The organism is Salinibacter pepae, assembly GCF_947077775.1.
Classification (GTDB): Bacteria; Bacteroidota; Rhodothermia; order Rhodothermales; family Salinibacteraceae; genus Salinibacter; species Salinibacter pepae.
This window is the reverse complement of sequence record NZ_CAMTTE010000001.1, coordinates 1,608,357-1,633,227: the sequence shown is the minus strand read 5'-3', so window position 1 is coordinate 1,633,227 and position 24,871 is coordinate 1,608,357. Positions and strand designations below refer to the sequence as shown.

Genomic DNA, 24,871 nt, shown 5'->3' with positions numbered 1-24,871 from the left:
ACGGGGACACCGCCCCGGAAGGACGCTCCGGGCCGGAAATCGTTTCCCGTGAGGAAACGAGGCGACCCGTCGTCCCCCATTTTGATCGCGTTGGACTCAAATTTGCATCCATCCTCATGTACAGCGCACGTCAGCAATACCAGCAGCAGGCCGTCCAGACCGCCTCGCCCGAAAAGCTCATCGACAAGCTCTACGAGGCAGGCATCCAGGCGTGTCACCAGGAAGACCGGGACACGCTCCGTGATGTGCTCGTGGAGCTGATCGAGGCGCTCAATATGGAGCAGGGCGGCGAGCTGGCCGACCGCCTGCTCGGCATCTACGAGTTCTGCCTGAACGAATGCGCCACCGGCGACCTCGACATGATCCGCGGGTTGCTCGAAGAGCTCCGCGACGGGTGGCGCGAGGGCGTGCTCGAACAGCAGCCTGCATAACAGCGTTGCGCACTCGCTCATCCACGAACTGACTCTCATCGCCTCATGGGAACGTCCGTCGGGCCCGCAACCAACCTGAGCCCACAGTACCAACGGCTGATTCAGCGCACGCTCCAAATCGAGCGGCAACCAAAGCTGGAGCTGCAGAACGAGCGCCAGCAAAAGCAGGACACGAAGTCGGTGGTGAGTGACCTGGACGGCAAGCTGTCGTCGCTCCAGAGCCAGCTCAGCACGCTCACTGACTCGATTTCCAGCCCCTTCGACGGCCGCAGCGCCAGCGTGGAGAAGGGCACGGAGGCGTTCAACGTCTCGGCCGACGAGACCGCGAACACGGGCAGCTATTCGGTCGCGGTGAACCGCCTCGCCTCGGCCGACGGGCGTGTCTCGCAAACGTACGACGCCGACGGCACCGGCCTCTCTGATGCCTTCAACAGTGACCAGTCCTTCGACGTGGAGGTCGCTACGCCCAGCGACTCGGGGACCGACCGGACGTCGGTTCAGGTAAACGTGAGCGCCGCTGATCTTAGTGGCACCAACAAAGAGGTGCTAAACAACATCCAGTCTGCGGTCGACAGCGCGTTCCAGTCGGCCGTCGACGACGGCACCCTCTCGGACGACGAGCGCCCGAGCGCGTCGGTGATCAACCCCACGAGCGGCACGGCGCGCCTCTCGCTCCGAAGCCAACAGACCGGGTATCAGGGGCGGCTCAGCTTTTCCGACTCGTCGAACAACGTGCTCTCGGAGCTGCAGGTCAACGCCGATCAGATCGCCAGCGACACGCAGGGGGGCGAGATTACGGAGGTGGGCACCGGCGAGGCAAGCTCGAAGCTGACGAGCGAGTTCGAGCTGAACGGCCTCACCTTCACCCGGAACAGCAACGAGGTGACCGACGCGGTGGACGGGGTGACGATCAACCTGGAGGAGGCCAACGGGACGGAGTCGTCCTTCGAGGTCACGGCGGACGAGGAGGGCGCCCAGAGCGTCGTAGAGAACTTCGTCGATCGGGTCAGTGAGGTGATTACCTTCTTGAACGAGAAAACAAACCCCAATCCCGAAAGTGGGGAGCGAGGGGAGCTGGCCGATGACAGCACCTTCCGGCGGTTGAGTCGACAGCTCCGCACCGACGCGACCCGGCCGGTGGACGGCCAGCCGGAGGGGCTGAGTACCCTCGCGGACATCGGGGTAGAGGCCAACCGGGACGGGACATTGAAACTTACCGACGAAGATGCCCTTCGTACCGCCGTGCGTGAAAATCAAGGTGCCCTGAAGGACCTCTTTGCCGGCCCCGATGGGATCGCCACGCGAATGGAGAAACGCGTGGACCAGTACGCCGATGCCGGGGGACTCCTGGACGACCGACAGGACAGCATCGACAGCAGCATCGACCGGATCGACGACCGGATCGATGGCCTTGACGAGCGCCTCCAGCGCCGCGAGCAGCAGCTTCGAAACCAGTACGCGCAGGTACAGAGTACCATTCGGTCCCTTGCCAGTCAGCAACGGATCATTGGTTAGTAGCCTGCTCAACTGACGCCGTTGTGTCAGCGTCCCGACCACAGGGTTTTCGAGCACATGGCCGCGCCCGCCGACCATCTCGACGCTCTGCTCCACCTTGGGGAGCGCATCGCCGAGGCGGTAGAGGCCGACGATTGGGAGCGCGTGGCGAATTTGCTCGACCGGCGCGCGCGGCTCATTGATCGCCTGGCGGCGGACACGGGAACGGACGCCGATGCGTCCCCGTCCACACCTTCGGAGGTGAATCGAGCGGGCGGCGCGCTTCGACGAAAGCGGAAGGCCCTGGCCGACCAGCACGAGGCCCTTCTGGAGCAGCTCCGGGAGCGAGAAGACGAGATCGAGGCGGAGCTCAATCAGCTACAGCGACTGCGGCGCGCGAACGACTCGTACGACGACCACACCGCATCCTCGACCTCGGACCGAGCCGGGCACGACGGGGTGCTCCCCCCTGAATTCAGCGGATAGCCGCCCGGTTTATGTTTTCTTAACTTAAGAAAGCCGCACTCCCCCCGATAACCATCTGCGAGACGGCAGTCGTTTGTGGCACGGGGCCCCAATATTCATCCTTCGTAAATAGCGCTTGAGCCCATGAGCATTCAGAACCCATCCATCGGGCCGTTGCAGCCGGACTCGGCGCGCAACGAGAACATCGGTGAGGCGCAGCAGGCCGCAGACGCGGAGGAGGCGTCGTCGGAGCAGTCGCCCGAGACGACCGACGCCGCCGGCACCGACCAGGTCGAGATTTCCGACGCGGCGCGGGCCGCCCAGGAGCGCCTGAGCGGCGAGGACGTGGCGCTCGTGGAGCGCGGCCGGCAGGCCCTGAACGAAGAGGCGTCGCTCTCGGAGGAGCGGCGGACGGAGCTTCAGGAGCAGGTCGAAAACGGGCGGTTCACCGAGCCGGACGTGACCGAGGAGGTGGCCTCCTCCCTCACCGAGCTCTTCGGCTAACGGAGCCGACCCTAGATTGAGAACCCGTCCTCCCGGTACTCCTGCAGTTTGTTGCGGATGGTCCGCGCACTAACCCCGAGCTTCTCGGCGGCGCGCTTCTGACTTACGTCCTCCTGCGAGAGGGTGCGTAGAATGAGCTTGCGCTCCATCTCGGCAATGGTTGGCGGGCCGTCTCCGTCTGCCAGTTGGGTGAGCGTCGCACTCCCCGCGTCCCCCTCCGCGTCGGCGGCGGCCCCGTCCCGCGTGAACGACGCGTTCAGGACGTGCTCCTTCGTGATGGTGTCCGCGTCGGCGGCCATCACCACGCCCCGGTGGATCATGTTTTCAAGCTCCCGCACGTTACCGGGCCAACTGTGGGTTTGAAAGTGCTGTAGCAGCCCGCCCGACAGCGATTTGTCCGGAAGGTCGTACTGGGCGGTGTATTTTTCCACGAAGTGTTCGGCCAGCAGGGGAATGTCGGAGAGGCGGCCCCGCAGGGGCGGCACGTGGAGGGGAAAGACCGCCAGGCGGTGGTACAGGTCTTTCCGGAAGGCGCCCTCCTCCACCGCTTCTTTGAGGTCCCGGTTGCTCGTGGCGACGATGCGCACATCCACCTCTTTCTTCTCCGAGGCGCCCACCTTTTGAAACTGCTGTTCCTGCAGCACGCGCAGGAGCTTCGCCTGGACGCCGCAGTCAATCTCCGTGATCTCGTCGAGGAGCAGCGTCCCCCCGTCGGCCCGTTCGAACGCCCCCTCCATGTCGTCCACCGCGCCGGTGAACGCCCCCTCGACGTGCCCGAACAGGTGGCTCTCCACCAGGTCGCTCGGCAGGGCGGCGCAGTTGATGGGGACGTAGGGCGCGTCGGCGCGGGCACTCCGGTCGTGAATCAGCTGAGAGAGAATCTCCTTCCCCGTCCCGCTCTCCCCGTGGATGAACACCGGGGCCTCGCTCTGCGCGACCCGCGGCACCATCGTTTTGAGGTGCTGGATGCTCTCGTGCGCCCCGACGAACTGGGCGTCGCTCTCCGGCGCCCCGTCCTGGGAAAAGAGCGAGGAGCTGGTCGAGAGATCCGGGTCGTCGGGGCGGCCGGTGGGGGCCCCGTCGGCCGAGGTCACGTTTGCGGCGCCGGGTGCGGAGTCGCCGCCCGGTAGGCTGCCCGGCTGCGCAGACGGGGCCGGCTTCTCGAGGAGGCCCTTTACGCGGTCCACGAGCTCGTCGGTCGAGAACGGCTTCGGAATGTAGTCGGCGGCCCCCTTCTGCATCGCCCGCACGGCGTTCTGCGCGTTGTCCTGGTCCGAGAGCAGGATCACGCGCACCGTCGGGTGGTGCTCCTGGATGTGGTCCAGCAGCTCCATGCCGTTGGGCCCCGGCATCTGGTGGGTGGCCAGGACGAGGTCGAAGGCGGCCTCCTCCAACAGCTCGATTGCCTCTGTGCCGCTTGAGCAGGCCGTCACCTCGATCCCCTCGCGCGGGAAGAGGCGCTCGAAGACGTCGTGGAGCATGACCTCGTCGTCGACGGCCAGAATGTGCGGAGAGGTGGTCGCAGGGGACGTGGGTGCGGTTGTGTTCATGCTTGGCGGGGTCGGTGGGGTGAACGTGTGCTGCACGGGGGGCCGGGACGCGAGACGGACGCGCCCCTGTGGACGGACGGTCGAACCTCAGACCTGGAGGGTGAAGCAGGTCCCCCCGTCCGCGACGCTGTTCGTGGAGAGCCGGAGCGCGCCGTCGTGTTGCTCGGCGATGTGGGCCGCGATGGGGAGCCCGAGCCCAAGGTGCTGCGGGCGGGCGGAATAGAACGGCTGGAAGACCACGGACGGGTCGTCGAGCTCAATCTCTCCGTCGTTCCACACCTCGAACGCGACCTGGGGGGCGGCGTCGGTGCGGGCGGCGCGCAGAAGCACCGTTTCGGGGACGGTCGTGGCCTCCAGGGCGTTCTGCAACAGGTTGAGCAGGGCCTGTCGGAGCAGGGCCGGGTCCGCGTCGATGGGGGCGTCGGCCTCGGGCTCCACCTTCATCCGGACCCGCGTCTGCGCCGTGTCGTCGAGCAGGCCGATCGTGTCCTCCACCACATCGGACACGGGCACGCGCTGCGCGGAGGCGTCGACGGGGCGGCTGTAGTGACGGAGGGCCGCCAGCAGGTCGTCGATCTGGGCGGAGGCCGCCAGCACGTCCATTGCACTCTCGCGTCGCCGCTTCGGGTCGGGCGCATCCACCAGCCGATCTGCGTGGCGGGCAATCGTGTTCGCGAGGGGGGCGAGGTGGCGGGTGAGCACCGACGTCAGGTGCTTCAGGGCCTCGTCGTGTCCGTCCGCCGGAGACGACGCCCCCTCGGCGGCGTCGGGAGGCTCCGCCCCGCTCGGGGTGGACGGGACCTCCAGGGTCGGGACCGAGGTGCGCTCGGGGGACGTGTCGGGAGGCATGGACGGGAAGGGGGCGATGAAGGGAGGCAACGCGGTGGTTCTTGGGGCCGCAAACCGTACGCCGACCCCGGCCCCGCATCTTCTCAAGGCGGGCCACCGGTCCGCACGGCGTGTCTGGCGGGGGGGCAGGGGCCATCCGGGCCACGGGTTGGTGTAAATATTTCCCACCTTCTCCGAGGACGCCTTCCATTTTAACACGGAGGCGGATTCGCCGATAACAGATTTCTTGATGGGTGCACCAGAGTGCCACGGTCATGGCACGGTGCTTGATTGGATTGTAGACCCGACGCGCTTTCCCCGCAGGACCGATTCGGCCATGGAAACCACACAGGTTCGCCTTCTGCGCAACGCGATGTCCGCCTACGCCCAGCGTCGGCGGGCCGCGTCCAGCAACCTCGCAAACATCGACACGCCCGGATACGACCGGATGTCGGTCTCCTTCGAAGAGGAGCTGCAGGACGTGCGTCGGCACTCGGGCAGCCTCCGGGAGCAGTCGGAGGTGGAGCCCGACACGGAGGTGGAAGACGAGGCGCCCGTGCTCGAGGAGGAGCTCATGTCGCTGACGGACACGCAGATGCGCACGCGGTTGGCCTCGCGGGCGCTTACCGAGCACTTTGACCTCATGCGAATGGGCATCACCGGAAGCGCGCGGTAGCCGCCGCGATCCCCGCGCCCCTTTCCCCTAAAATCCCCTAGAAGCACGCCCTGCCCATGCCGATCGGAAGCCAGTTTCTCCCCGCGATGAAGACCGCCGCCCGCGGCCTGGAGGCCCAGCGCCGCAAGCTGGGCGCCGCCACGGAGAACCTCGCCAACGCCACCACCTCGCGCACAGAGGACGGGGACCCGTTCCGGATTAAGCGGGCGGTGCAGGAGGTCGACAACGCGGACTACGAGCGCCTGAACCGAGGGGGGCTCGACCCGCAGCTCGAACTGCGCAGCACCAATGCCCGGCACCTGCGCGAGGCCTCGCTCCCGCCGGAGCAGGCCACCGGAACCCTGGGCCCTGAGACCGAGATCGAGGAGATCGAGCGGGAGCGCCTCGAGTACGACCCCTCCCACCCGCACGCCGACGAGGAGGGCTACGTCCACTACCCGGACGTGAACGTCGCCCAGGAAATGGCCCGGATGACGTCCGCCAACCGCGTCTACGAGGCCAACCTCTCGGCGGTGGAGGCCACCAAGAGCATGGCCCAGCGCACCTTCGAGATCTGAGCCGCCGCGCCCCCCCTCGTCGTCGTCTTGCACGCGTTGCCTTGTTTCCCATGAACACAATTGGTTCCTCCGCGGCCGGCCGCGCGGCCTACACCCAGGGCGTCAATCCGTCGCAGGAGTCGTCCGGCGCCGCTTCGGGGCCCGAAAAATCTGCCTCGGGCGCCGAGAAATCTTCCGAGGCGCAGCAGGCCCCGGACGCCGCGGCGACCCAGGAGGCCTCCGAGGACGCCCTCACTACGCAGGAGCGCCAAGCCATCGAGGAGAACTTTCCGGAGGACCCGGAGCTGTCGATGCGGCTCTACGGGCGCGGGCGGGGCGCGCAGACGGTCAATCCGAACGCCGTCGGCGGCAACCTCGACGTGACCGGGTGACGCCCCGCCGGCCCCCGCCGCACGCACAGGTCCTTTTGGAACTCCTTGTGGAACGACGCCCCGCACTCGACGGACAGACCCCCGAACGGCCATGAAGGCTGCACAGCTCCAAAATTACCGCCAGGCCGCCATCCAGCAGACGGATGAGGGGGGCGGCGACGATCTCCCCAACCTGGACGAGGCGACCGACGGCCCCAGCTTCAGCGACACGCTCGAGAACGCGGTCGAAGGGGTTGACGAGGCGCAGGACACGGCCAACGAGAAGGTAAGCGCCTTCGTGGCGGGGGAGGAGAAGGACCTGCACGAGGTGATGATCTCGATGAACCAGGCTCGGCTTCAGTTCGAGCTCATGAACGAGGTGCGCAGCAAAGGACTCCAGGCCTACCAGAAGCTGATGCAGACGCAGATCTAGACGACCCGCACACTGCAGTCGGGGCCTCCGCCCCGACGTGAAAGGGCTGGGGATTCGCGTTGTGCTAGTGCTGTTTTTGCCACGAATGGAGACGTTTCTCGCCCGCATTCAGCAATTTCTGGGGCGCCTCTCGACCGGGCAGCAGGTGGGGCTCGGGCTGTTGGCGGTCGGGACGATTGCCCTTCTCGTCGGCACGGCCTACTGGTCGAGCCAGCCCGACTACGCGCTTCTCTTTGGCGACCTGGAGCCGGAGGCGGCCAACCGGGTGGTCAGCCGGCTGAAGGAGGAGGGGACGCCCTACGAGCTCCGCAATCAGGGCGCGGCGGTGTACGTCCCGCGCGCCTCCATGCACGAGTTGCGCCTTCAGTTCAGCTCGGACGGCACCATCGACGACGGGCAGACCGGGTACGAGCTGTTCGACCAGGGGACGCTCGGGATGACGGACTTCATGCAGAAGCTCAACAGCAAGCGCGCGCTGGAGGGGGAGCTGGCCCGGACGGTGTCGAGCATCGGGCAGGTGGAGAGTGCGCGCGTGCACCTCGTGGAGCCGGAGGACGATCCGTTTGAGGCCCAGCAGGTGGAGGCGAGCGCCTCGGTCGTCCTGAGCCTCGCGGGCGGGTCGTTGGCGCAGGCGCAGGTGCAGGGGGTCACCCAGCTGGTGGCGGGCGCGGTGGAGAAGCTGAGCCCCTCCCAGGTGAAGGTGATCGACCAGGACGGAACCATGCTGTCCGACCCCAACGCCGCGGACGAGAACGTGCAGATGACCTCTACGCAGATCGACATGCAGCGGTCGGTGGAGGAGCAGCTCATGAAGCAGGGGCAGTCGATGCTCCGGAAGGTGGTGGGGCCGGACAATGCCGTCGTTCGGGTCTCCACGGAGCTCGACTTCGACCGCACGGTGACGGAGAAGGACCTCGTCGACCCCGAGAGCGCCACCGTCGTTAGCGAGGAGCGGATGCGGGAGGAGGGCGGCGGGGACGAGGCGGGCAATTCGAACTCGGTCGTCCGCAACTTCGAGGTGAGCCGCACCACGAAGCGGTCGGAGAAGAGCGTGGGGGATGTGAGCCGGCTGACGGTCTCGGTGGTCGTCGACCAGGAACGGACGACGGGGCCGGACGGGGAGCCCACGTACGAGCCGCGCAGCCAGGAGGAGATTGCCAAGATCGAGTCGCTCGTCAAGAACGCCGTTGGGTTCGATGAGGAGCGGGGGGACCGGTTCACGATTCAGCAGACCCGCCTCACCACCGACGCCGGGCGGGCCGGGCCGGCTGCCGGAGACGGCGGCGGGGAGGCCCCGATGCGGCTATACCTGCGGTACGGGCTCATCCTCGTGGCGATTGGGGCGGCCGTCTGGGTGGCCCGCTCGCTCGTGCAGGCCCTCACCGCGACCCCGGAGGAGCAGCCCACGCCGCTCCAGGCCGCCGAATCGCGTCAGGTCGAGGGGCGGACGGCGGACGGGGCGGTCGAGGAGGGAGACGGCCCCGCCGCCCTCCAGGAGACCGAGGAGGAGGAAGAGAGCCTGGTCAAAGACGACATGTACACCAACAAGCTCTCCGACGAGGCCAAGGCGCGCCTGGAGGCCCGGAGTGAGATGTTCGAGGAGATTCAGGACCAGGTCGAAGAAAACCCCGAGCAGACCGCCGATCTGATCCGGTCCTGGCTCGTGGAGGATCAAACCATGTAGCGCCCCGCCCGCCCTCCCGTCGCACTACGCTTTTTGCTTGCCGCTTACAGACCATGGGATCTTCTGCATCTCCGTTTGCCGACGAGCCGATGACCCCCACGGACCCGTCCGGGGTGGGGGGAAGGGGGCGGGGCGATGAGCCCAAGCCCGGAGGGGGCCCCGGGCACCGCCCTCCCCGACGACCCGGAGGACCTGACCGGGGCCCAGAAGGCCGCCACGCTCCTCATCGCCCTCGGCGTGGACACGGCCAGCGACGTCCTCAAGCACCTCAACGACAAGGAGGTGGAAAAGGTGTCCGTGGAGGTGGCCCGCATGCGCAACGCCCCCAGCGAGCTGGTGGAGGAGGTGCTCCTGGAGTACCGGGACGTGGCGCGCGCTCAGGACTACGTAACGAAGGGCGGTGTGGAATACGCCCGCGAGGTGCTCAACGAGGCCCTGGGCAACCGCCGGGCCGAAGAGGTCATGATGCGGGTGGAGGCGGCGATGGAGGTGTCGGCGTTCCACCTCCTGCAGACGGTTGAGACGGACCAGCTGACCGGCTTCCTGCGGCGCGAACACCCCCAGACCGCCGCGCTCATTCTTGCCCACCTCAACCCCCGCAAGGCCGCAGAGATCATCTCGGGGCTGGAGGAGGATCTGCAGAGCGAGATCATGTACCGCCTGGCCACGATCGGCAACACCTCCCCCGAGATGATCAACGACATCGAGGAGGTCATTCGGAACCAGCTCGGGTCCGTCATCGGCGCCGAGACGAGCGTTATGGGGGGCATCGAACAGGCCGCCGAGATCCTGAACACGACGAGCCGCTCCTCCGAGAAAAACATTCTCGACAACCTCCGGGACCGCTCCGAGGAACTGGCCTCCGACATCAAGAACCTCATGTTCGTCTTCGACGACCTGACGAAAATTCGGGCGGAGGACCTTCAGAAGCTGCTCATGGAGGTGGACCAGGAAGACTTGGCCCTCGGCCTCAAGGGCGCCTCCGACGAGCTGCAAAACAAGGTCATGCGCAACGTGAGCGACCGGGTGGCCGAGGCCCTCGACGAGGAGATCGAGCTGCTCGGCCGCGTCCGGGTGAGCGACGTTGAGGAGGCCCAGAACCGCATCCTGGAGATCGCGCAGGAGCTCGAAGAGAAGGATGAGATCGCGCTGACCAGCGCCTCCGAAGAGGCGGTCATCGAGTAGCGGCCCCTTCGCTGTTCTGTTGCATTGCCGGCCTGCACACGAAATGGGACGTGTCATTAAAAACACAGACACATCGGACGTGACGTCCGTCTCGCTCGACGAGGACGTGCTCGCGGAGGGGGCCGACCGCATTCCCGCCGAGCAGGTGGCGGAGGCGGAGCACGACGACGCGGACCCGCCGCCGGGGGCGCGGCGCCCCAGGGACGCGTCCTGCGGGCGGGGGAGGCCGGGCGGTCGCCCGAGCCGGTCACGGTGCGCCCGGACGAGATCGCGACGCAGGACGCATCGGGGAGCGACCCGGCGGCGCCCTCGGGACCGGACGACACAGGGACAGACGCCCCGCCGACCGACGGGGCGGACGACCACCCGGACGAAAATGAGCCGACCCGGACCGACGCGGAGTGGCGGGCACATCTGGACGAGAAGGTAGAGGGCCCGGGCCGGGCCGAGGGTACGAGGAGGGCCACGACGACGGCTACGAGGCGGGCTACGACGACGGCTACGCGGAGGCGGAGGCGACCCTGCAGGCTGAGTTCGACGACACGCGCCGACAGCTGTCGGAAGACATCGCCCGGTTCGAGGAGCTCTGGGAGACGTACATCGACGACGCCGAGTCGGCGATCATCGAACTGACCCTCGACCTGGCCGAAACCATCGTCGATGCGCCGTTCACGGAGACGATGCGGCAGGCCTCGGAGGAGGCGGTCATCGAGGCCGTGACCGAGCTGGCCGCCACCCCGGTGACGATTCGGCTGCACCCGGTCGACTGCCAGCGGGTGCGAGAGTCGGGGCTCGTAACGCGCCTGCAGGAAAACTACGAGGGGCTCACCCTGGAGCCGGAGCCCGACTTCGAAGAGGGGGACTGGAGCGTCTCGTCCCCGACCGGCGTCGTGCGCCGGCTGCGGGCGGAGGTGCTGGAGACGCTCCGGGGCGAGCTCCGGCGCGCCACGACGGACTCGGACGCCGCCCCCGATACGGCCCCCGACACCGCCCCGGCGTAGTGCCCACCCGACCTGTCTCGTTTGTCGCTTGTGCGCCCCATGCCCGCCCTTGCCCGCTCGCTCGACCGCATCCGGGAGACGACCGTTCCGGCCCGGCGCTACGGCCGCGTCACGTCCGTGGTGGGGCTGCTCGTGGAGGCCAGCGAGCTGGACGCGGCGGTGGGGGAGATGTGCCGCATCCACGTGGCGGAGGGCGGCGAGACGCGCACGGTGCGCGCCGAGGTGGTGGGGGTGAAGGAGAGCACGACGGTCCTCATGCCGATGGAGCAGACGCACGGCCTGCAGGCCGGCTGCCTGATCCGGCCCGCCGACGAGGGCATGAGCGTGCCGGTCGGGCCCGACCTCCTGGGGCGCGTCATCGACGCGGGGGGCGCCCCATCGACGGGAAGGGGCCGCTCGGGACGGACGCCCGGGAGCCGATCCATCGCGACCCGCCGTCGCCCCTGGATCGTCCCCTCATCGATACGCCCCTCTCCACCGGCATCCGGTCCATCGACGCGTTTCTGAAGATGGGAAAGGGCCAGCGAACCGGGATCTTTGCGGGGTCGGGGGGGGAAAAAGCACGCTGCTGGGCATGATCGCCCGCCGGGCCGAGGCCGACGTGAACGTGATTGCCCTCATCGGGGAGCGAGGGCGCGAGGTCCGAGAGTTTATTGTGGACAACCTGGGCGAGGAGGGGCTGCGCCGCTCGGTGCTGGTGGCCGTGACGGGGGACGAGGCGGCGATGAGCCGCGTGAAGGCGGCCAGCGCGGCGATGGCCATCGCCGAGCACTTCCGCGATCGGGGCCAGGACGTGCTGCTCATGATGGACTCCATCACACGGGTGGCGCAGGCACAGCGCGAGATTGGGCTGGCGGTGGGCGAGCCGCCGACGCGACGCGGCTACCCGCCCAGCGTGTTTGCGCTCCTGCCCCGCCTCCTGGAGCGGGCCGGGCCCGCAGAGGCGGGCACCATCACGGGCATCTTTACGGTGCTCGTGGAGGGGGACGACATGAGCGAGCCCATCAGTGACGCGGCCCGCGGCATTCTGGACGGCCACATCGTCCTGTCCCGCGAGCTGGCGGAGGCGGGCCACTACCCCGCCGTCGACGTGCTGCAGAGCGTAAGCCGCGTGATGCCCCGCGTGGCGAGCCCGGAGGCCGAGGCCGCCGCGCAGGAGGCCCGCGAACTGCTCTCCGCCTACGAGGAGGTGGAGGACCTGATCAGCGTGGGGGCCTACGAGGAGGGGAGCGATCCGGAGACCGACCGTGCCGTGGAGGCCTACCCGGCGCTGGCCGACTTTCTGCAGCAGTCCGTGGACGCCCCGCCGCCGGATCCGGCCCCGTCCACCCAGCTCCGCCAGCTCCTGGACGACATTCCCGAGTAGGAGCTGGCAGGAACTTTGAGTTGTGTACGGTGCGCAGGCGGAGGGCCCCGCGTTCGAGCTCGCGCCTGCGGGCCGACGGCCCGTCCGCATGCCGCCGGAGACGGACCGACCGTCCCCGGGCGGATGCACGCCGCCGAGGCCGCCTTCACACTGCGTTCTGTCGCCCCATTCGTCCCTGGCAATGCCCGGAAAGAAGTTCCGCTTCTCGCTGCAGAAAGTGCTGGAATTGCGCCAGCACGAGACCGAGAAGGCCCGCCAGGCCCTCGCCGACGCCGAGCGTGCGCTCGAGCAGAAGGCGGACGCGCTGGAGCAGGCCCGGGATCACCTGGCGGAGTGTCGGCGGCGGGTGGACGCGGCGCGCCGGCAAGACCCGGCCCGCATTCAGCAGGCCGACGCGTTTCGCCAGGCGGCGCGTCAGACCGTGGAGGCGACCCGGGACGCCGTGGAGGCCTGCCGGGAGCGGGTGGAGCGGGCCCGTGCCGAGCTTCGCGAACGCCGGCGGGCCGAGGAGGCCCTCGAAGAGCTGCGAAGCCAGGAGCGGGACCAGCACGACCGCGAGCAGAAGAAGGCGAGTGAGGCCTTCTTCGACGAGCAGGCCATGCTTCGTCACGACCGCACCGACGCGGCGCTGTCGCTACTCTAAAGACGGCCATGCAGTCGACCGTGATCAAGTACGGACTTCTCATTGCGGGCGCGGCGCTGGGGGCCTTCGCGGTCGCCCTGCTGGGGGCGTACCTGCTGATGCCGTCCATCGCGCCGGAGACGGCGGGGGTGTCCGCCGACAGCCTCGACGCGTCCGGGCGCGACACGACCCGACAGGCGTCCCTGCCCGGGGACACGACCGCGACGTCGTCGGACACGACCGCAACGCGGGCGTCCCGCGACTCGACGGGGCGCGCGCTCCGCGATTCGACGCGTGTGGCGTCCTCGCTGGTCTCGCGGCTTCGGGACTCCCTTACGGTCGTCGGGCAGCTTCAGGATTCGCTCCGGGCCCTCAAGGAGCAGCTCCGCACGGCCGAGGCGGAGGCCGACACCCTGCAGGCACAGATCACGTCGCTGGAGAGCCGGGAGGCGAAGGTGGGCGAGCTGAAGGACGCCCTGCTCGGCATGGGCCGGCGGGAGCTCGCGACCGTGCTGGCGAACGTGAACATGGCGGTCCTCAAGGAGCTGTACCAGCGCACCTCGGGGCGAACGCGCACCCAACTGCTCACTGCCATCTCGGCGGAGCGGACGGCACAGTTTGTGAATCAGGTTGTCGGGGGCGACGATGCGCCCGCCGACACGACCGCCGCGCAGGCGACCGACAGAGACGAAGGCCGGGGCGCGTCGCCCGGCCGCTGACCTTTTTCCTCAATCGGCCCCGCAGAGGGCCCTCTCTACCATGCAAGCGATTCGCCTCACGCGACCGACCGAAGAGGCCGCCCAGCAGTCCCCCGTCACGAAGCAGGCGAAGGCGGGCACGGGCGCCACGGCCTTCCCGGCGATCTTGTCCGGCGTGCAACGTGCGTCCGGAACCGCCGCGGAGGGCGGGGGACGCGCGGCCCAGCGTTTCGTGTTGGGGGGCGAGGGGACGGCCGGCCTTGAGGGAAAGACGGCCGACGGGGAGGAGGGGGGCTCGCGGCGTTGTTAGGCGGGGCGCTTCTTCGGGCCGGGAACGGGGAGGGCAAGGCACAGAAGCGAATCCTGCTTGCGGGCGAGGGCGAAAGGGCGAGCGGAGCCGGCCCGTCGGCCTCGGCGGAGACGGTGAAACTGATGCCCATTTTGCACGCGGCTGGAGGCAAGAGCGCGGCCGGAGGAGAGAATACACGAGGAGGTGAGACCGTGGGGTCGCTCGTCGTCCGGGCGGTGCGGGCCGGCGGGGAAGGGGGAAATGCCCCGTCGTCGGGGCAAAAGACCGAGGGCGGGACGCAGGTCCGGGGGGGCTGGGGCCGAGTGGCGTTCACGTCGGGGGACGGAACGGCACGGTCGGCGCAGAGGGGACAGAAGACGGTCCCCGTGGTGAAGGGGGCGGGCGGCACGGAGGGCGGAACGCAACAAACTGCCAGGCACGGGGCCTCGGGAGGGGGGGGGAGCGGGGGCGAACGGCGCCTCGTCGTCCGGGACCGGGTCGGGCCGTGCAAAACAGGGCCGGGTATCGCCGGGCACGATCGCCGTTGAGTCCGGAGAAGGCCGGTCCGGCCACGGATCAGACGGGCCGTCCTCCAAGGGGAAGGGGGCCGTGAGGCGGATGCCCGAGGGCGAACGGGCGGGGGCGTCGGCCCGAAAGGGAGGCCGGGGCCCGGGCCAGGAGGGCACGCTTCTCGCCGGCGAGAAGCGCCGTCCGGGGCAGAACGCAGGCCGATCGCCCCGCCCAAGCGGAGTGCGTTCGGAGGGACAGGCACGGGGGGGCGCTGGACGTCCCCAGGAGGCCGGCTCCAAGACGGGAGGAAGCGCCAAGAAGGACGGGACGCGCGGGAAGCAGATCTCCCCGTCCGCCCTGAAGGGGGGAGGCGCAGAGTCGGGACGTGGGCGGGAGGGGACAGACGAGGGGCGGACGGCCCGGACGGCCCGGGACGGCACCCGGTCTGCGGGACGGCGAGGCCGGGGCCGATCGGGACAGCGGGGCGGAACGGGCCAGCAGGGCGGCGGCCAGCAGAGGCAGGGCCCCGGACAGAACGGGCAGGGGCAAAAGGGACAGGCGCAGGGGCCGAAGAACGGGCCTGGGTTTCAGGCCCTCGCGTCCTCGTCCACGAGTACGTCGGGGGAGTCCGACGCCCGTACGCTCCGCGCCTCCCTGACGCAGGACGGCGCCTCGACGAGCGGCGGCACGCAGACGGACGGAAAGGGGACAAGCGCGTCCGGGGGCGGGTCGGGCGCGGCGTCGAAGGCCAAGGCGGACGCGCGTCCCACCGGCAAGTCGGCCCCCCCTCGCACAATGCCCTCGGCGTGGCTCAACGCGGCAAAGAATGGCCCCCTGCGGACGGCAGAACTTGCGGGGGGGTGGAAGGCCCTGGAGATGTCGCTGGGCGAGGACAAGGGCACGATGACCGTCAAGGCCCGGCAGGGGCAGGAGCAGACGGCCGTGTCGGTCGGGTTCAGCGAGACCCGGGTACAGGCCCAGGTGGCGTCCAATGCGCGTCAGCTCCAGGACGCCATGCAGGCCCAGTACGGCACCGACGTCGACCTGTCCTTTGGCGGGGGCGACGCGAACGAGTCGGACCAACAGGCCTCGGACGGGGCGTCCGCCGAGGGGGCCTCCGCCCTGGCTCCCGGAGACGAGTCGACCGACGCGGATGAATCCAGTGGCGCCTCCCTCCGCGGCCGTGGCCGGCGGGAGTGGATCGGGTAGGCCCGTCGGCCCGCACGATGTTTGCGCCCCAGCATTTGTGCTTCACTGTTTGCGTTCCACACACCAACGTCCCCCCACGACATGATTGAGTCCCTCGCATCGTCCGCGGCGCCGAGCCCGGCCGTCCTCCCGAACGGAGACGGTTCGCAGGGCGGGGAATCGGGCGGCAACGGTGCCCTCTCGCAGGCCACCTCGGCGAACCTCGGCAAGAACGACTTTCTAAAGCTGCTAACCACGCAGCTTCAGAATCAGGACCCCTCAAACCCGATGAAGGGGAAAGACTTTGCCGCACAGCTGGCCCAGTTTAGCTCCGTCGAGCAGCTCACCAACATCAGCGGCCAGATTGAGGAGCAGGGAACGAGCGACGGGGCCCTGGCCCAGAGCATCAACGACGGCATCGCGACCGACCTCATCGGGCGCACGGTGAAGACCTCGGGCAACACCCTGCGGTGGACGGGGGAGGGGGAGGCGACCTTCGGGGTCGACCTGGAGCGCCCGGCCGCCGAGGCCACGGTCACGATCCGCGACGCGGGGGGCAACGCGGTGCGGACGAAAACCCTCGAGAATGTATCGCAGAGCACGGAGGTCACCTGGGACGGCGCGGCGGACGGGGGCGCACAGGTGCCCGACGGCACGTATTCGGTGGAGGTCAGCGCCACGGGCGGGAGCGGGGACGCCATTGAGGGGACCGCGCGACTGGAGGGCACCGTCGATCGCGTGACGCTAAAGGACGGGAAGACGTCCCTCCGCATTGGGGGGGCGCAGGTGTCGATGGGGCGTGTGCAGAGCATTGCGGCCCAGTAGCCCCCGGTTCCCTCTTCGCCGCTCTTAATGGGCAATGCGGTGTCCCCATGACGGTCCACCAGCGAAACGGACGCGTCCCGCCGGACGCGCTCCGGCAGACGCCGTCGGAGCCGTCCTCGCCCGACGCTCCGTCCAAAGACACGGACGAGGCGTCGTTTGCCGACCACCTGGAGGCGGCGCAGGAGCAGACGGACGGCATTGAGCTCTCCGGCCACGCCAAGCAGCGGGTCGCGCAGCGCAACATCTCGCTCGACGCCGGCCAACGCCAAGACCTCGCCGACGCCATGAACCAGCTCGACGACAAGGGGGCCCAGGACGCGGCCGTCCTCCGCGAGGACGCGGCCTTCGTGGTCAACGTGCCGAGCCGGACCGTCGTCACGGCCCTCGACCAGACCGAAATGCAGCGGCGGGTCTTCACGGACATCGACAGCGCCGTCCGGCTCTAGCTCCCCCCAACATCCCTCGTGACACACTCCTACCGACTCGCTTGCTGAATCGCTTTTCGGGTACCACCCGGCGGGACCCACGCCTCGCCTCCATGGCGGAGCGAGGCACGGGACGCCGGTGCGCGGCTGACCGACCGAGGCCGCGCTCGTTTCGACGTATCTCTCTCCAACAACACACCTGAGACCTATGAGTCTTCAGTCTTTGAGCATCGGCGTCTCTGGGCTTCGAAGTCACCAGACGCGCCTCGACACGGTCAGCAACAACATCGCAAACTCCAGCACGACGGCCTTCAAGCGCCAGCGGGCCGCGTTCAGTGAGGAGCTCGGCCAGGAGATTCTGGGCGTGGGGCGCACGGCGGGCGGCTCGTCCATCAACCCCTCGAAGGTGGGGCGGGGCGTCTCGGTCGCCTCGATCGACCGGAACTTCTCGCAGGGCTCGCTCAACGACACCGGCATCAAGACCGACCTCGCGCTGAACGGGGACGGATTCTTCGTCGCCAGCCCCAAAAGCGGGGCGGCGAGCGACCAGCGTCGCCTCACGCGGGCCGGCAACTTCTCGTTCAACCAGGACGGCGAACTCGTCACGGCCAACGGCCTGAACGTGCAGGGCTGGGAGGTTGGGGAGGACGGGACGGCCGATACGGGCGAGCTCAAGAACATCCGGTTCGACCCCAATGCCCAGTCCGCGGCGAAAGCCACCACCGAGGCGGAGGTTGGGGGCAACCTCTCGGCCGACGCGACCGACGGGGACACGAGTGAGATTTCAAGCGTCGTCTACGACGAGCAGGGGAAGGCCCACAACGTGGTCCTCAACTTCGAAAAGACGGCGACCGATGACGAGTGGACATTCAGCGTAGAGGACCCTGATGGCGTCCTTCAAAACGCCAACGCAGGCGGTCCGGGCGACGCCAACGGAACGATCACGTTCAAGGACGACGGTTCCGTAGACTCGATTTCAGGCGTGACCAACGCGTACGACCCAGACGGCAACGGGACCAACGACGGGGTGAGTCTCGACTGGACGAGTGATGCGGTTCAAGGGGGCAAAAGCTTGGGCATCAGCCTGCGCGACATTACGCAGTTCAGTGGCTCGACCACGTCGAAATTCCAGGGCCAGAACGGCAACTCGTCGGGGGAGCTGTCCGGCGTTCAGTTCACGCCGGAGGGCAAGCTGCAGCTCAACTACACCAACGGGGTGCAGGAGGAGGAATATCAGCTGGCCATCGGCGACGTCAACAACCCGAACGGCCTGGAGCAGCAGGGCGAGAACTTCTTCACCACGACCGGCGCCTCAGGGGACCTTCAGCTCGGACGTGCGGGCCGCGACCTGCAGACGTCCGTGGTGTCCGGGTCGCTGGAGTCGAGCAACGTGGACCTCGCGAAGGAATTCTCCGACCTCATCAAGGCCCAGCGTAGCTACCAGGCCTCCTCCCAGATCATCACGACCGCGGACGAGGTCCTCAACCAGACCGTCCAGCTCAAGCGGTAATCTGATTGGCCGGCCGCCACGTGTTGTTGGCTTCTCTTTGCCGGGGCCTTGTGGAAGAGACGAGGCCTCGGCGTTGGACTAGAGGGAGGGGCCCCAGGGGTTAAGAATCCGGCTCGGCCGCCGATAATGGAAAGTGGACCGTCTCAACCGCCGCCCTTCTCTTTCATCGTCGACTTGTTCTGTTTCCATGCGCGAACCCGACTCGCAAACCGAAGACGTCCGCCAGTTCGTCAGCTTCATCGTGGCGGAGGAGGAATTCGGGGTCGACATCCTGACGGTGCAGGAAATCATCCGTCCCGTCGAGATCACCCGCGTGCCCCATGCGCCCGACTTCGTAGAGGGCGTCATCAACCTGCGCGGACGCATCCTTCCGATCATTGACCTGCGCACGCGCCTCGGCTTCCCGGAGCGCGACCAGGACGAGGACACGCGCATTCTCGTGGTGGAGCTGCAGGACCAGACGGTCGGGTTCGTGACCGACTCCGTCCGCGAAGTCCTCCGCGTGGAGGAGAGCACGATCGAGCCGGCCCCCGACCTTGCCACAAACATCGACACGCACTTCCTGCGGGGCGTGGCGAAGCTCGACGAGCGGCTCCTCATTCTGCTGGACCTGGACGGCATCTTCTCCGAGGAGGAGGCCGAGGCCCTGCAGGGCATGGAGGAAGACGAGGCCGACGCGGCCGCCGCACAAGGCGTCGCGGCATGACGGGTCCCCGAACGCTCCTAGCAATTTCTCCCTGAGGAGGCACATATGAAAAAACCGTCCGCAGCAGAGGCGTCGCTCTCCAGACAAACGTTTGACCGCCTCCGCGACCTCGTGCGCGAGCATGCCGGCATCGACTTTCCCGACGAGAAGCGATACCTCCTCGAAAGCCGAGTCAGGCCGCGCCTCCTGGCACAGGACGTGCCCGACTTCGAGACGTACGCGGATCGTCTGGAGCAGGGGGACACCAGGGAGATTGCGCGACTGGTGAACGCGGTGACAATCAACGAAACGGCTTTTTTTCGGCACCCGTCGCAGTTCGAGGCCCTGGAGGACACCATCCTTCCCGAATTGGTGCGGCTGCACCAGCAGGAACGGTCGGGCCCCATGCGGCTCTGGAGCGCGGCCTGCTCGGCCGGCGACGAGGCCTACTCGCTCGCGATTCTGATCCGGGAGGCGCTTGCGCCGCGCCACCCGCGCATGGACTACGAGATTGTGGGGACGGACATCGACACCGCGGTGCTGGAGGAGGCCCGCGCGGGCCGCTACCGAAAACGGTCCGTCCGGAACGTGCCGCCGGCCTACCTGCGCGACTACTTTGATCAGTCGGGCGAGGCCTTCGTGGTCGACCCCGCGATCCGCGACATGGTGGAGTTCCGGCCCCTCAACCTGACCGACGCCCGGGACATGCGGCGGATGCGCAACTTCGACCTCATCATGTGTGCCAACGTGCTCATCTACTTCAACGAGACCTCCAAAAAGGACGTGCTCCAAGGCCTGTACCGGTCGCTCCGTCCGGGCGGCTACTTGTTCGTCGGCGGCTCGGAGGCGCTCGGGGGGCTCGACGTCCCGCTGGAGCCCGTCCGCCACGAAGGCGCGCTCGCCTACCGGCGCCCGACCAACGGGTCGGTCTCCTCGCGAGGATGACGGGGGCGCCCCGACGGTAGCCGTTCACTCACACGCATTTGTTTTCACTAACCCCCTTTGCTGTGCCCATGAAGTTCCTGATCGTCGACGACTCGCCTACGATGCTCCGCATCATCCGGAATGCCCTCCAGGAGATCGGCTACGACGACATTGTGGAGGCCGAGGACGGCGAGGACGCGCTGGAAAAGCTGGAGGAAAACGCCCCGGACTTCGTCGTCACCGACTGGAATATGCCCAACATGAACGGGGTGGACCTCACTAGCAACATCCGAAATCACCCCGAGTACTCGGACCTCCCGATCCTGATGATTACCACCCGAGGCATGAAGGAGGACGTGAAGACCGCCATGAAGGCGGAGGTGAATAACTACATCGTGAAGCCCTTCGAGCCGGAGGTGCTCGAGGAGAAGGTGGATAGCTGCCTCGAGGCGGCTGCGTAGGCGTCTTCGTGCCCCATTGTCTTTGTCCCGTACGTAACTGCTTTCTTCTGTTATGTCATCGCGCCCGCAAGTCCAAGAATTCCTGGACAAGCTGGACGAGCTGCAGGCGATCTTTGTGCTCAGCCGTCGGTTTGCCCCCTTTCTGGACGAGCTCTTCGACTTCGTCCAGGACATCACCGTGCTTCTCGAAGAGGTGAACACCACCATCCGGACGCGCTCCGGACACATGGAGCGCGCCACCGAACACCTCAAAAGCGTGTCGGAGGCCACCGAGGTGGCCACGAGCGAGATCCTCGACCACTCCGACGAGGTCCTGAAAGACCTCCGGAGCATCGAGGACCAGCTGTCGACGCTCGAGGAGCAGTTCGCCAAGGAGGCGAAGGCCGACAACCAGGTTCTGGCCCTGCTGCGGGAGGAGCTCGGCGAGGGGCACGAGGAGCTGCTGGACGAGGTGGCGCGCATTCAGGGCCGGAAGCAGGACCTGCGCGATGAGTGGGCGGCCCAGCTCCAGGAGACCCGCGACTCCCTGTCCCCCATCCGGGACCGGATGAATCAGATTATGATGTCCCTGCAGGTGCAGGACGTCACCGAGCAGCAGCTCTCCAGCGTGAATCACCTCATCGAGACGGTCCGCGACCGGATCGACGCGCTGCTGGCCCGGCTCGGAACGGGACAGGCCGACCGGAGCGAGGCGCCGTCGGGGGAGCCCTCGCGCACGGCCGCGTTCAACATGAATGCCGAGTACGACCGCTCCGACGACAAGCAGCGCATGGCCGACGACGTAGTGGCGGGCGATGGCGGGGGCGCACCGACAGGGCGGAATAGCGGCGGCGGGACAAACGGCGCCTCGTCTCAGTCCGCGTCCTCGAACGGGGCGTCCTCGGGGGCGTCCTCTTCGAACGGAGGCGGAACGGCTGCTTCTCAGTCCGACATCGACGACATGTTCGACGACGGCGGGGGCGGCTCCGGCGGGGGCGACGAGGGGGGCGAGGCGGCCTCCCAGGAAGAAATCGACGAGCTTTTTCAGTAGGGCCCGCGCCCGACGCGCCCCGCGCGGCCCCAGGTTCTTCACAAGGCGCACAAGTTGCTTCCGGTCCCATGAGCGAACAGCACCCTATTCACGACGACGGCATGCAGGAGATCGTCGAGAGCTTCGTGGTGGAGGCCACGGAGATCTACGACGGTCTTGAGGGGGATCTCCTCCAGCTCGAAAAAACGCCCGAGGACGAAGAGCTCGTCGACAGCGTCTTCCGCGACGTGCACACGGTCAAAGGCACGGCGGGCTTCCTCGACCTCGAACAGCTCAGCACGCTCGCGCACCGGTTCGAGGAGGTGCTCGACGCGATGCGGGAGCAGGAGGTGGACTTCGAGCCGGCCATGACCGACGTGATGTTGTGTGCCTTCGACCACATGAAGGTGCTCACCCAGCAGGTCGTCGACCGCGACCTGGAGCCCCTCGACCTGGAGCCCCTGCTCGATGCCCTCGAGGCGATCAACGAGGGCACGTTCGAGGCCGGATCGGTCTCGCTGCCGGATCCGGACGGAGGGGCGCCCGAAGAGGTTGGGGGCGACGCCTCCGGGGGTGCCGACGAGCCGGCGGACGCGAACGAAACGGGCGACACGGAGGGGGCCGCCTCGTCCGACGCGGGCGAGCCGTCGGACGACACCGCGAGCACCGACGGCGACGGGGGGGGCGGCGACTCGGGGCGACAAGCGCCGGATACCATCCGCGTGGAGGTGAGCCGACTGAATCAACTGATGGACCTGGTGGGCGAACTGGTGCTGGGGCGCAACCGGCTTCTCCAGCTCATCACGGAGGCCCGCACCGAGCACGACGCGCGTGCCGACACGGACGAGCGCCTCCGTCTCGACTCTCTGCTGGGAGAGCTGGAGGAGGCGAGCGACAAGGTCGACTACACGACCACGGAGCTGCAGAGCGCCATCATGCAGACGCGCATGGTGGAGGTGGGGCAGGTCTTTGGCAAGTTCCCACGCGTGGTGCGCGACCTGGCCCGCGAGTTCGACAAGCAGATCGACCTGACGGTGGAGGGGGAGGACACGGAGCTGGACAAGTCGCTCGTCGAGGAGATTGGGGACCCGCTGCTGCACCTCGTGCGCAACGCGGCGGACCACGGCATCGAGCCCCCCGAGGAGCGGAAGGAAAAGGGCAAAGACCCGCGCGGCGAAATTCACCTGTCGGCGTCCCACGCCGGCAATCACATCATCATCGAAATCGCCGACGACGGCGCCGGCCTCGACCCGGACGCCCTGAGGCAGAAGGCCGTCGAGAAGGACGTGCTGACCGAGGACGAGGCGACGGACCTGAGCGACTCGGAGGCGTACCAGCTCATCTTCCGCCCGGGGTTCTCGACCACCGAGGAGGTGGGGCAGGTGTCCGGACGCGGGGTCGGCATGGACGTGGTGAAGACCAATCTGGCCGAGCTCAACGGAACCATCGACATCGACTCGACCCCCGGAGAGGGCACCCGGTTTACGCTGAAGCTCCCCCTCACGCTTGCGATCCTCCAGAGCATGCTGGTGCGGAGCGGAGCGGAAACCTTCGCGATCCCGCTCTACGCCGTCGCGGAGGCGGTGCGCCTGGAGCCGGGCATGATCGACACGATCCAGGAGGGGGAGGTCATCGAACACCGGGACCAGGTGATTCCGGTGATGCGCCTCGGGGACGTGCTGGACGTACAGTCCCCCGACGCCGGGGGGCAGCGGGCCGACCGCTTCACCGAGGAGCAGGACGCGTACGCCGTCGTGGTGAACGTGGCCCATCGCCGCGCCGCGCTGGTCGTCGACGAACTCATTTCCCAAGAGGAGGTCGTCATCAAATCACTGGGCGACTACCTCAAGTCGGTGCCGGGCATTGCCGGGTCCACCATCCTGGGCGACGGCCAGGTGATCATGGTGCTCGACATTGGGGAGATGATCCAGCACGAAGAATTTGCCGCCGAGGAGGAAGGCACCGAGGCCGCCGGCGCGAACGGGGTGCCGGCCGCATCCTCGAAGTAGCCCCCGTTCCACTGACAGCCCCCATTCTGGTCTCTTTTCATCGCTATGATCCGAGTGCTCGTCGTTGATGATTCGTTGGTGATGCGGAAGGCCATCTCGCGGATTTTCGAGCAGGCCGACGATACGACCGTCGTGGACACGGCCACAAACGGCGAGGCCGGGGTCGAAAAGGCGCGTCGACTGGAGCCCGACGTGGTAACGATGGACGTCGAGATGCCGAAGATGAATGGCATCGAGGCCGTCCGCCACATCATGGAGGCGTCCCCCCGTCCCATCCTCATGCTGAGTTCCCTCACGGAGAAGGGGGCCGAGGTGACGATGAAGGCGATGCGGGCGGGCGCGGCCGATTTTCTGTCGAAGGGGGCGTCCAGTGCCACCCTCCGGGCCAACGACGTCGAGGAAAAACTGCTCGACAAGGTGCGAGCCCTCGCAAATTCGAACGCGCGGCTGTTCCGGGGGGGCGGGCCTCCCCCTGCCGAGACGGCGTCGTCGACGGGCTCCCGGGAAACATCGTCCTCCCCTGCCCCCACGTCGTCCGGCACCGACACCGCGACGGGGGGCTCCTACGAGTTGGCCGTTATCGGCGTGTCCACCGGCGGGCCGATGGCCCTCCAGCACGTCATCCCGGCCCTGCCCGCCGCGTTTCCGCTGCCGGTCGCGATTGTGCAGCACATGCCGGCCCAGTTCACGCGCTCGCTGGCCGATCGCCTCGATTCGCTCAGCGAACTCGCGGTGGCCGAGGCCGAAGACGGGATGCTTCTCGAACCGGGACGGGTCGTCGTCGCGGCGGGGGACCGCCACCTTACGGTGGAGCGACGCAAGGGGGCCCTCACGACCCGTACGCCGGCGGAGCCGGCGGGCGACTCCCATCGGCCATCGGTGAACGTCCTCTTCCGGTCCGCCGTCGAAGCGTGCCGGGAAGACGTGCTGTCCCTCGTCATGACGGGCATGGGGAAGGACGGGTTGGAGGGGGCCCGGCGCATCCAGGACGACGGGGGGACCGTCTACGTCCAGGACGAGGACACCTCCGTGGTCTACGGGATGCCGCGTGCTGTTGCGGAGGCGGGACTCGCGGACGCGACGTTTCCGCTCGATGACCTGCCCGATGCGATGCAAAAGGCCGCGGGGGCCCCGGCCCGCCCGTAGTGGCGGCCGGGGCCTCGGCAGAACGAAGGCACGCAGTTTGTGCGGT

The 24,871-nt window shown here is 67.9% G+C and carries 26 protein-coding genes and 1 pseudogene; 25 read left to right on the top strand and 2 right to left on the bottom strand.

The genetic code is table 11. The features are described from left to right. Positions 1-116: 116 nt before the first annotated feature. The 4 genes from OJA40_RS06790 to OJA40_RS06775 all read left to right on the top strand — a co-directional run bounded on the left by OJA40_RS06790 (position 117) and on the right by OJA40_RS06775 (position 2,894). Complete coding sequence (locus tag OJA40_RS06790; RefSeq protein WP_263810182.1) at positions 117-431, top strand: flagellar export chaperone FliS; 315 nt, start codon at positions 117-119, stop codon at positions 429-431. A 45-nt stretch (positions 432-476) separates the two neighbouring features. Beyond that, positions 477-1,946, top strand: coding sequence for a flagellar filament capping protein FliD (gene fliD, locus OJA40_RS06785; RefSeq protein ID WP_263810180.1), 1,470 nt, complete (start codon positions 477-479; stop codon positions 1,944-1,946). Between the two features lie 57 nt (positions 1,947-2,003). Continuing rightward, positions 2,004-2,411, top strand: coding sequence for a flagellar protein FliT (locus OJA40_RS06780; protein ID WP_263810179.1), 408 nt, complete (start codon positions 2,004-2,006; stop codon positions 2,409-2,411). A gap of 123 nt (positions 2,412-2,534) precedes the next feature. Next, positions 2,535-2,894, top strand: coding sequence for a hypothetical protein (locus OJA40_RS06775; protein WP_208426637.1), 360 nt, complete (start codon positions 2,535-2,537; stop codon positions 2,892-2,894). A gap of 11 nt (positions 2,895-2,905) precedes the next feature. On the opposite strand, the gene OJA40_RS06770 is transcribed toward OJA40_RS06775, so the two are convergent. Both OJA40_RS06770 and OJA40_RS06765 read right to left on the bottom strand, forming a co-directional pair. After that, entirely contained in the window at positions 2,906-4,444 is a 1,539-nt protein-coding gene (locus OJA40_RS06770; protein WP_263810178.1) for a sigma-54-dependent transcriptional regulator, read from the bottom strand. A gap of 87 nt (positions 4,445-4,531) precedes the next feature. Then, the gene (locus tag OJA40_RS06765; protein ID WP_263810176.1) at positions 4,532-5,293 is read right to left on the bottom strand and encodes a sensor histidine kinase; all 762 of its coding nucleotides are present in this window, start codon (positions 5,291-5,293) and stop codon (positions 4,532-4,534) included. A 316-nt stretch (positions 5,294-5,609) separates the two neighbouring features. Between OJA40_RS06765 and OJA40_RS06760 the strand changes: the two genes are divergently transcribed. From OJA40_RS06760 to OJA40_RS06660, 21 genes and pseudogenes are all read left to right on the top strand, one after another. After that, positions 5,610-5,948: a flagellar basal body rod protein FlgB gene (locus OJA40_RS06760; RefSeq protein ID WP_208426640.1), complete on the top strand. Its 339-nt coding sequence runs from the start codon at positions 5,610-5,612 to the stop codon at positions 5,946-5,948. Positions 5,949-6,004: 56 nt separating this feature from the next. After that, a complete protein-coding gene (gene flgC, locus OJA40_RS06755; protein ID WP_208426641.1) occupies positions 6,005-6,505 on the top strand; it encodes a flagellar basal body rod protein FlgC in 501 nt (166 codons plus the stop codon). 50 nt (positions 6,506-6,555) lie between these two features. After that, complete coding sequence (locus OJA40_RS06750; RefSeq protein WP_208426642.1) at positions 6,556-6,876, top strand: hypothetical protein; 321 nt, start codon at positions 6,556-6,558, stop codon at positions 6,874-6,876. Between the two features lie 91 nt (positions 6,877-6,967). After that, on the top strand, positions 6,968-7,288 hold the full coding sequence (gene fliE / locus OJA40_RS06745) for a flagellar hook-basal body complex protein FliE (RefSeq protein ID WP_208426643.1): 321 nt from the start codon (positions 6,968-6,970) through the stop codon (positions 7,286-7,288). Positions 7,289-7,373: 85 nt separating this feature from the next. Next, complete coding sequence (fliF, locus tag OJA40_RS06740) at positions 7,374-8,972, top strand: flagellar basal-body MS-ring/collar protein FliF (protein ID WP_208426644.1); 1,599 nt, start codon at positions 7,374-7,376, stop codon at positions 8,970-8,972. A 135-nt stretch (positions 8,973-9,107) separates the two neighbouring features. Beyond that, on the top strand, positions 9,108-10,157 hold the full coding sequence (fliG, locus tag OJA40_RS06735; protein WP_208427720.1) for a flagellar motor switch protein FliG: 1,050 nt from the start codon (positions 9,108-9,110) through the stop codon (positions 10,155-10,157). 401 nt (positions 10,158-10,558) lie between these two features. Further along, positions 10,559-11,158, top strand: a complete 600-nt coding sequence (locus tag OJA40_RS06730; RefSeq protein WP_263810175.1) for a FliH/SctL family protein — start codon at positions 10,559-10,561, stop codon at positions 11,156-11,158. Positions 11,159-11,197: 39 nt separating this feature from the next. Continuing rightward, positions 11,198-12,524: pseudogene (locus OJA40_RS15575) on the top strand (FliI/YscN family ATPase). 181 nt (positions 12,525-12,705) lie between these two features. Next, positions 12,706-13,167: a flagellar FliJ family protein gene (locus OJA40_RS06720; RefSeq protein ID WP_263809753.1), complete on the top strand. Its 462-nt coding sequence runs from the start codon at positions 12,706-12,708 to the stop codon at positions 13,165-13,167. An 8-nt stretch (positions 13,168-13,175) separates the two neighbouring features. Further along, positions 13,176-13,865, top strand: a complete 690-nt coding sequence (locus OJA40_RS06715) for a kinesin (RefSeq protein ID WP_263809754.1) — start codon at positions 13,176-13,178, stop codon at positions 13,863-13,865. Positions 13,866-13,905: 40 nt separating this feature from the next. Further along, positions 13,906-14,154 (top strand): hypothetical protein, encoded by a 249-nt coding sequence (locus tag OJA40_RS06710; RefSeq protein ID WP_263810173.1) that lies wholly within the window; start codon positions 13,906-13,908, stop codon positions 14,152-14,154. 729 nt (positions 14,155-14,883) lie between these two features. Further along, on the top strand, positions 14,884-15,852 hold the full coding sequence (locus tag OJA40_RS06705) for a hypothetical protein (protein WP_263810171.1): 969 nt from the start codon (positions 14,884-14,886) through the stop codon (positions 15,850-15,852). 81 nt (positions 15,853-15,933) lie between these two features. Beyond that, positions 15,934-16,656, top strand: coding sequence for a flagellar hook assembly protein FlgD (locus OJA40_RS06700; RefSeq protein ID WP_263810170.1), 723 nt, complete (start codon positions 15,934-15,936; stop codon positions 16,654-16,656). 47 nt (positions 16,657-16,703) lie between these two features. Beyond that, a complete protein-coding gene (locus tag OJA40_RS06695) occupies positions 16,704-17,102 on the top strand; it encodes a TIGR02530 family flagellar biosynthesis protein (protein WP_208427435.1) in 399 nt (132 codons plus the stop codon). A gap of 187 nt (positions 17,103-17,289) precedes the next feature. Beyond that, positions 17,290-18,591: a flagellar hook protein FlgE gene (locus OJA40_RS06690; protein WP_263810169.1), complete on the top strand. Its 1,302-nt coding sequence runs from the start codon at positions 17,290-17,292 to the stop codon at positions 18,589-18,591. 187 nt (positions 18,592-18,778) lie between these two features. Next, positions 18,779-19,297, top strand: coding sequence for a chemotaxis protein CheW (locus OJA40_RS06685; protein ID WP_263810167.1), 519 nt, complete (start codon positions 18,779-18,781; stop codon positions 19,295-19,297). A gap of 45 nt (positions 19,298-19,342) precedes the next feature. Further along, positions 19,343-20,221, top strand: coding sequence for a CheR family methyltransferase (locus tag OJA40_RS06680; protein WP_263810166.1), 879 nt, complete (start codon positions 19,343-19,345; stop codon positions 20,219-20,221). A gap of 68 nt (positions 20,222-20,289) precedes the next feature. Beyond that, complete coding sequence (locus tag OJA40_RS06675) at positions 20,290-20,661, top strand: response regulator (protein WP_043553480.1); 372 nt, start codon at positions 20,290-20,292, stop codon at positions 20,659-20,661. Between the two features lie 52 nt (positions 20,662-20,713). Then, a complete protein-coding gene (locus tag OJA40_RS06670) occupies positions 20,714-21,691 on the top strand; it encodes a hypothetical protein (protein ID WP_263810165.1) in 978 nt (325 codons plus the stop codon). Between the two features lie 68 nt (positions 21,692-21,759). Further along, positions 21,760-23,679, top strand: coding sequence for a chemotaxis protein CheA (locus OJA40_RS06665; protein ID WP_208427556.1), 1,920 nt, complete (start codon positions 21,760-21,762; stop codon positions 23,677-23,679). Positions 23,680-23,724: 45 nt separating this feature from the next. Continuing rightward, the gene (locus OJA40_RS06660; RefSeq protein ID WP_208427557.1) at positions 23,725-24,825 is read left to right on the top strand and encodes a protein-glutamate methylesterase/protein-glutamine glutaminase; all 1,101 of its coding nucleotides are present in this window, start codon (positions 23,725-23,727) and stop codon (positions 24,823-24,825) included. The last annotated feature ends 46 nt before the right edge of the window (positions 24,826-24,871 follow it).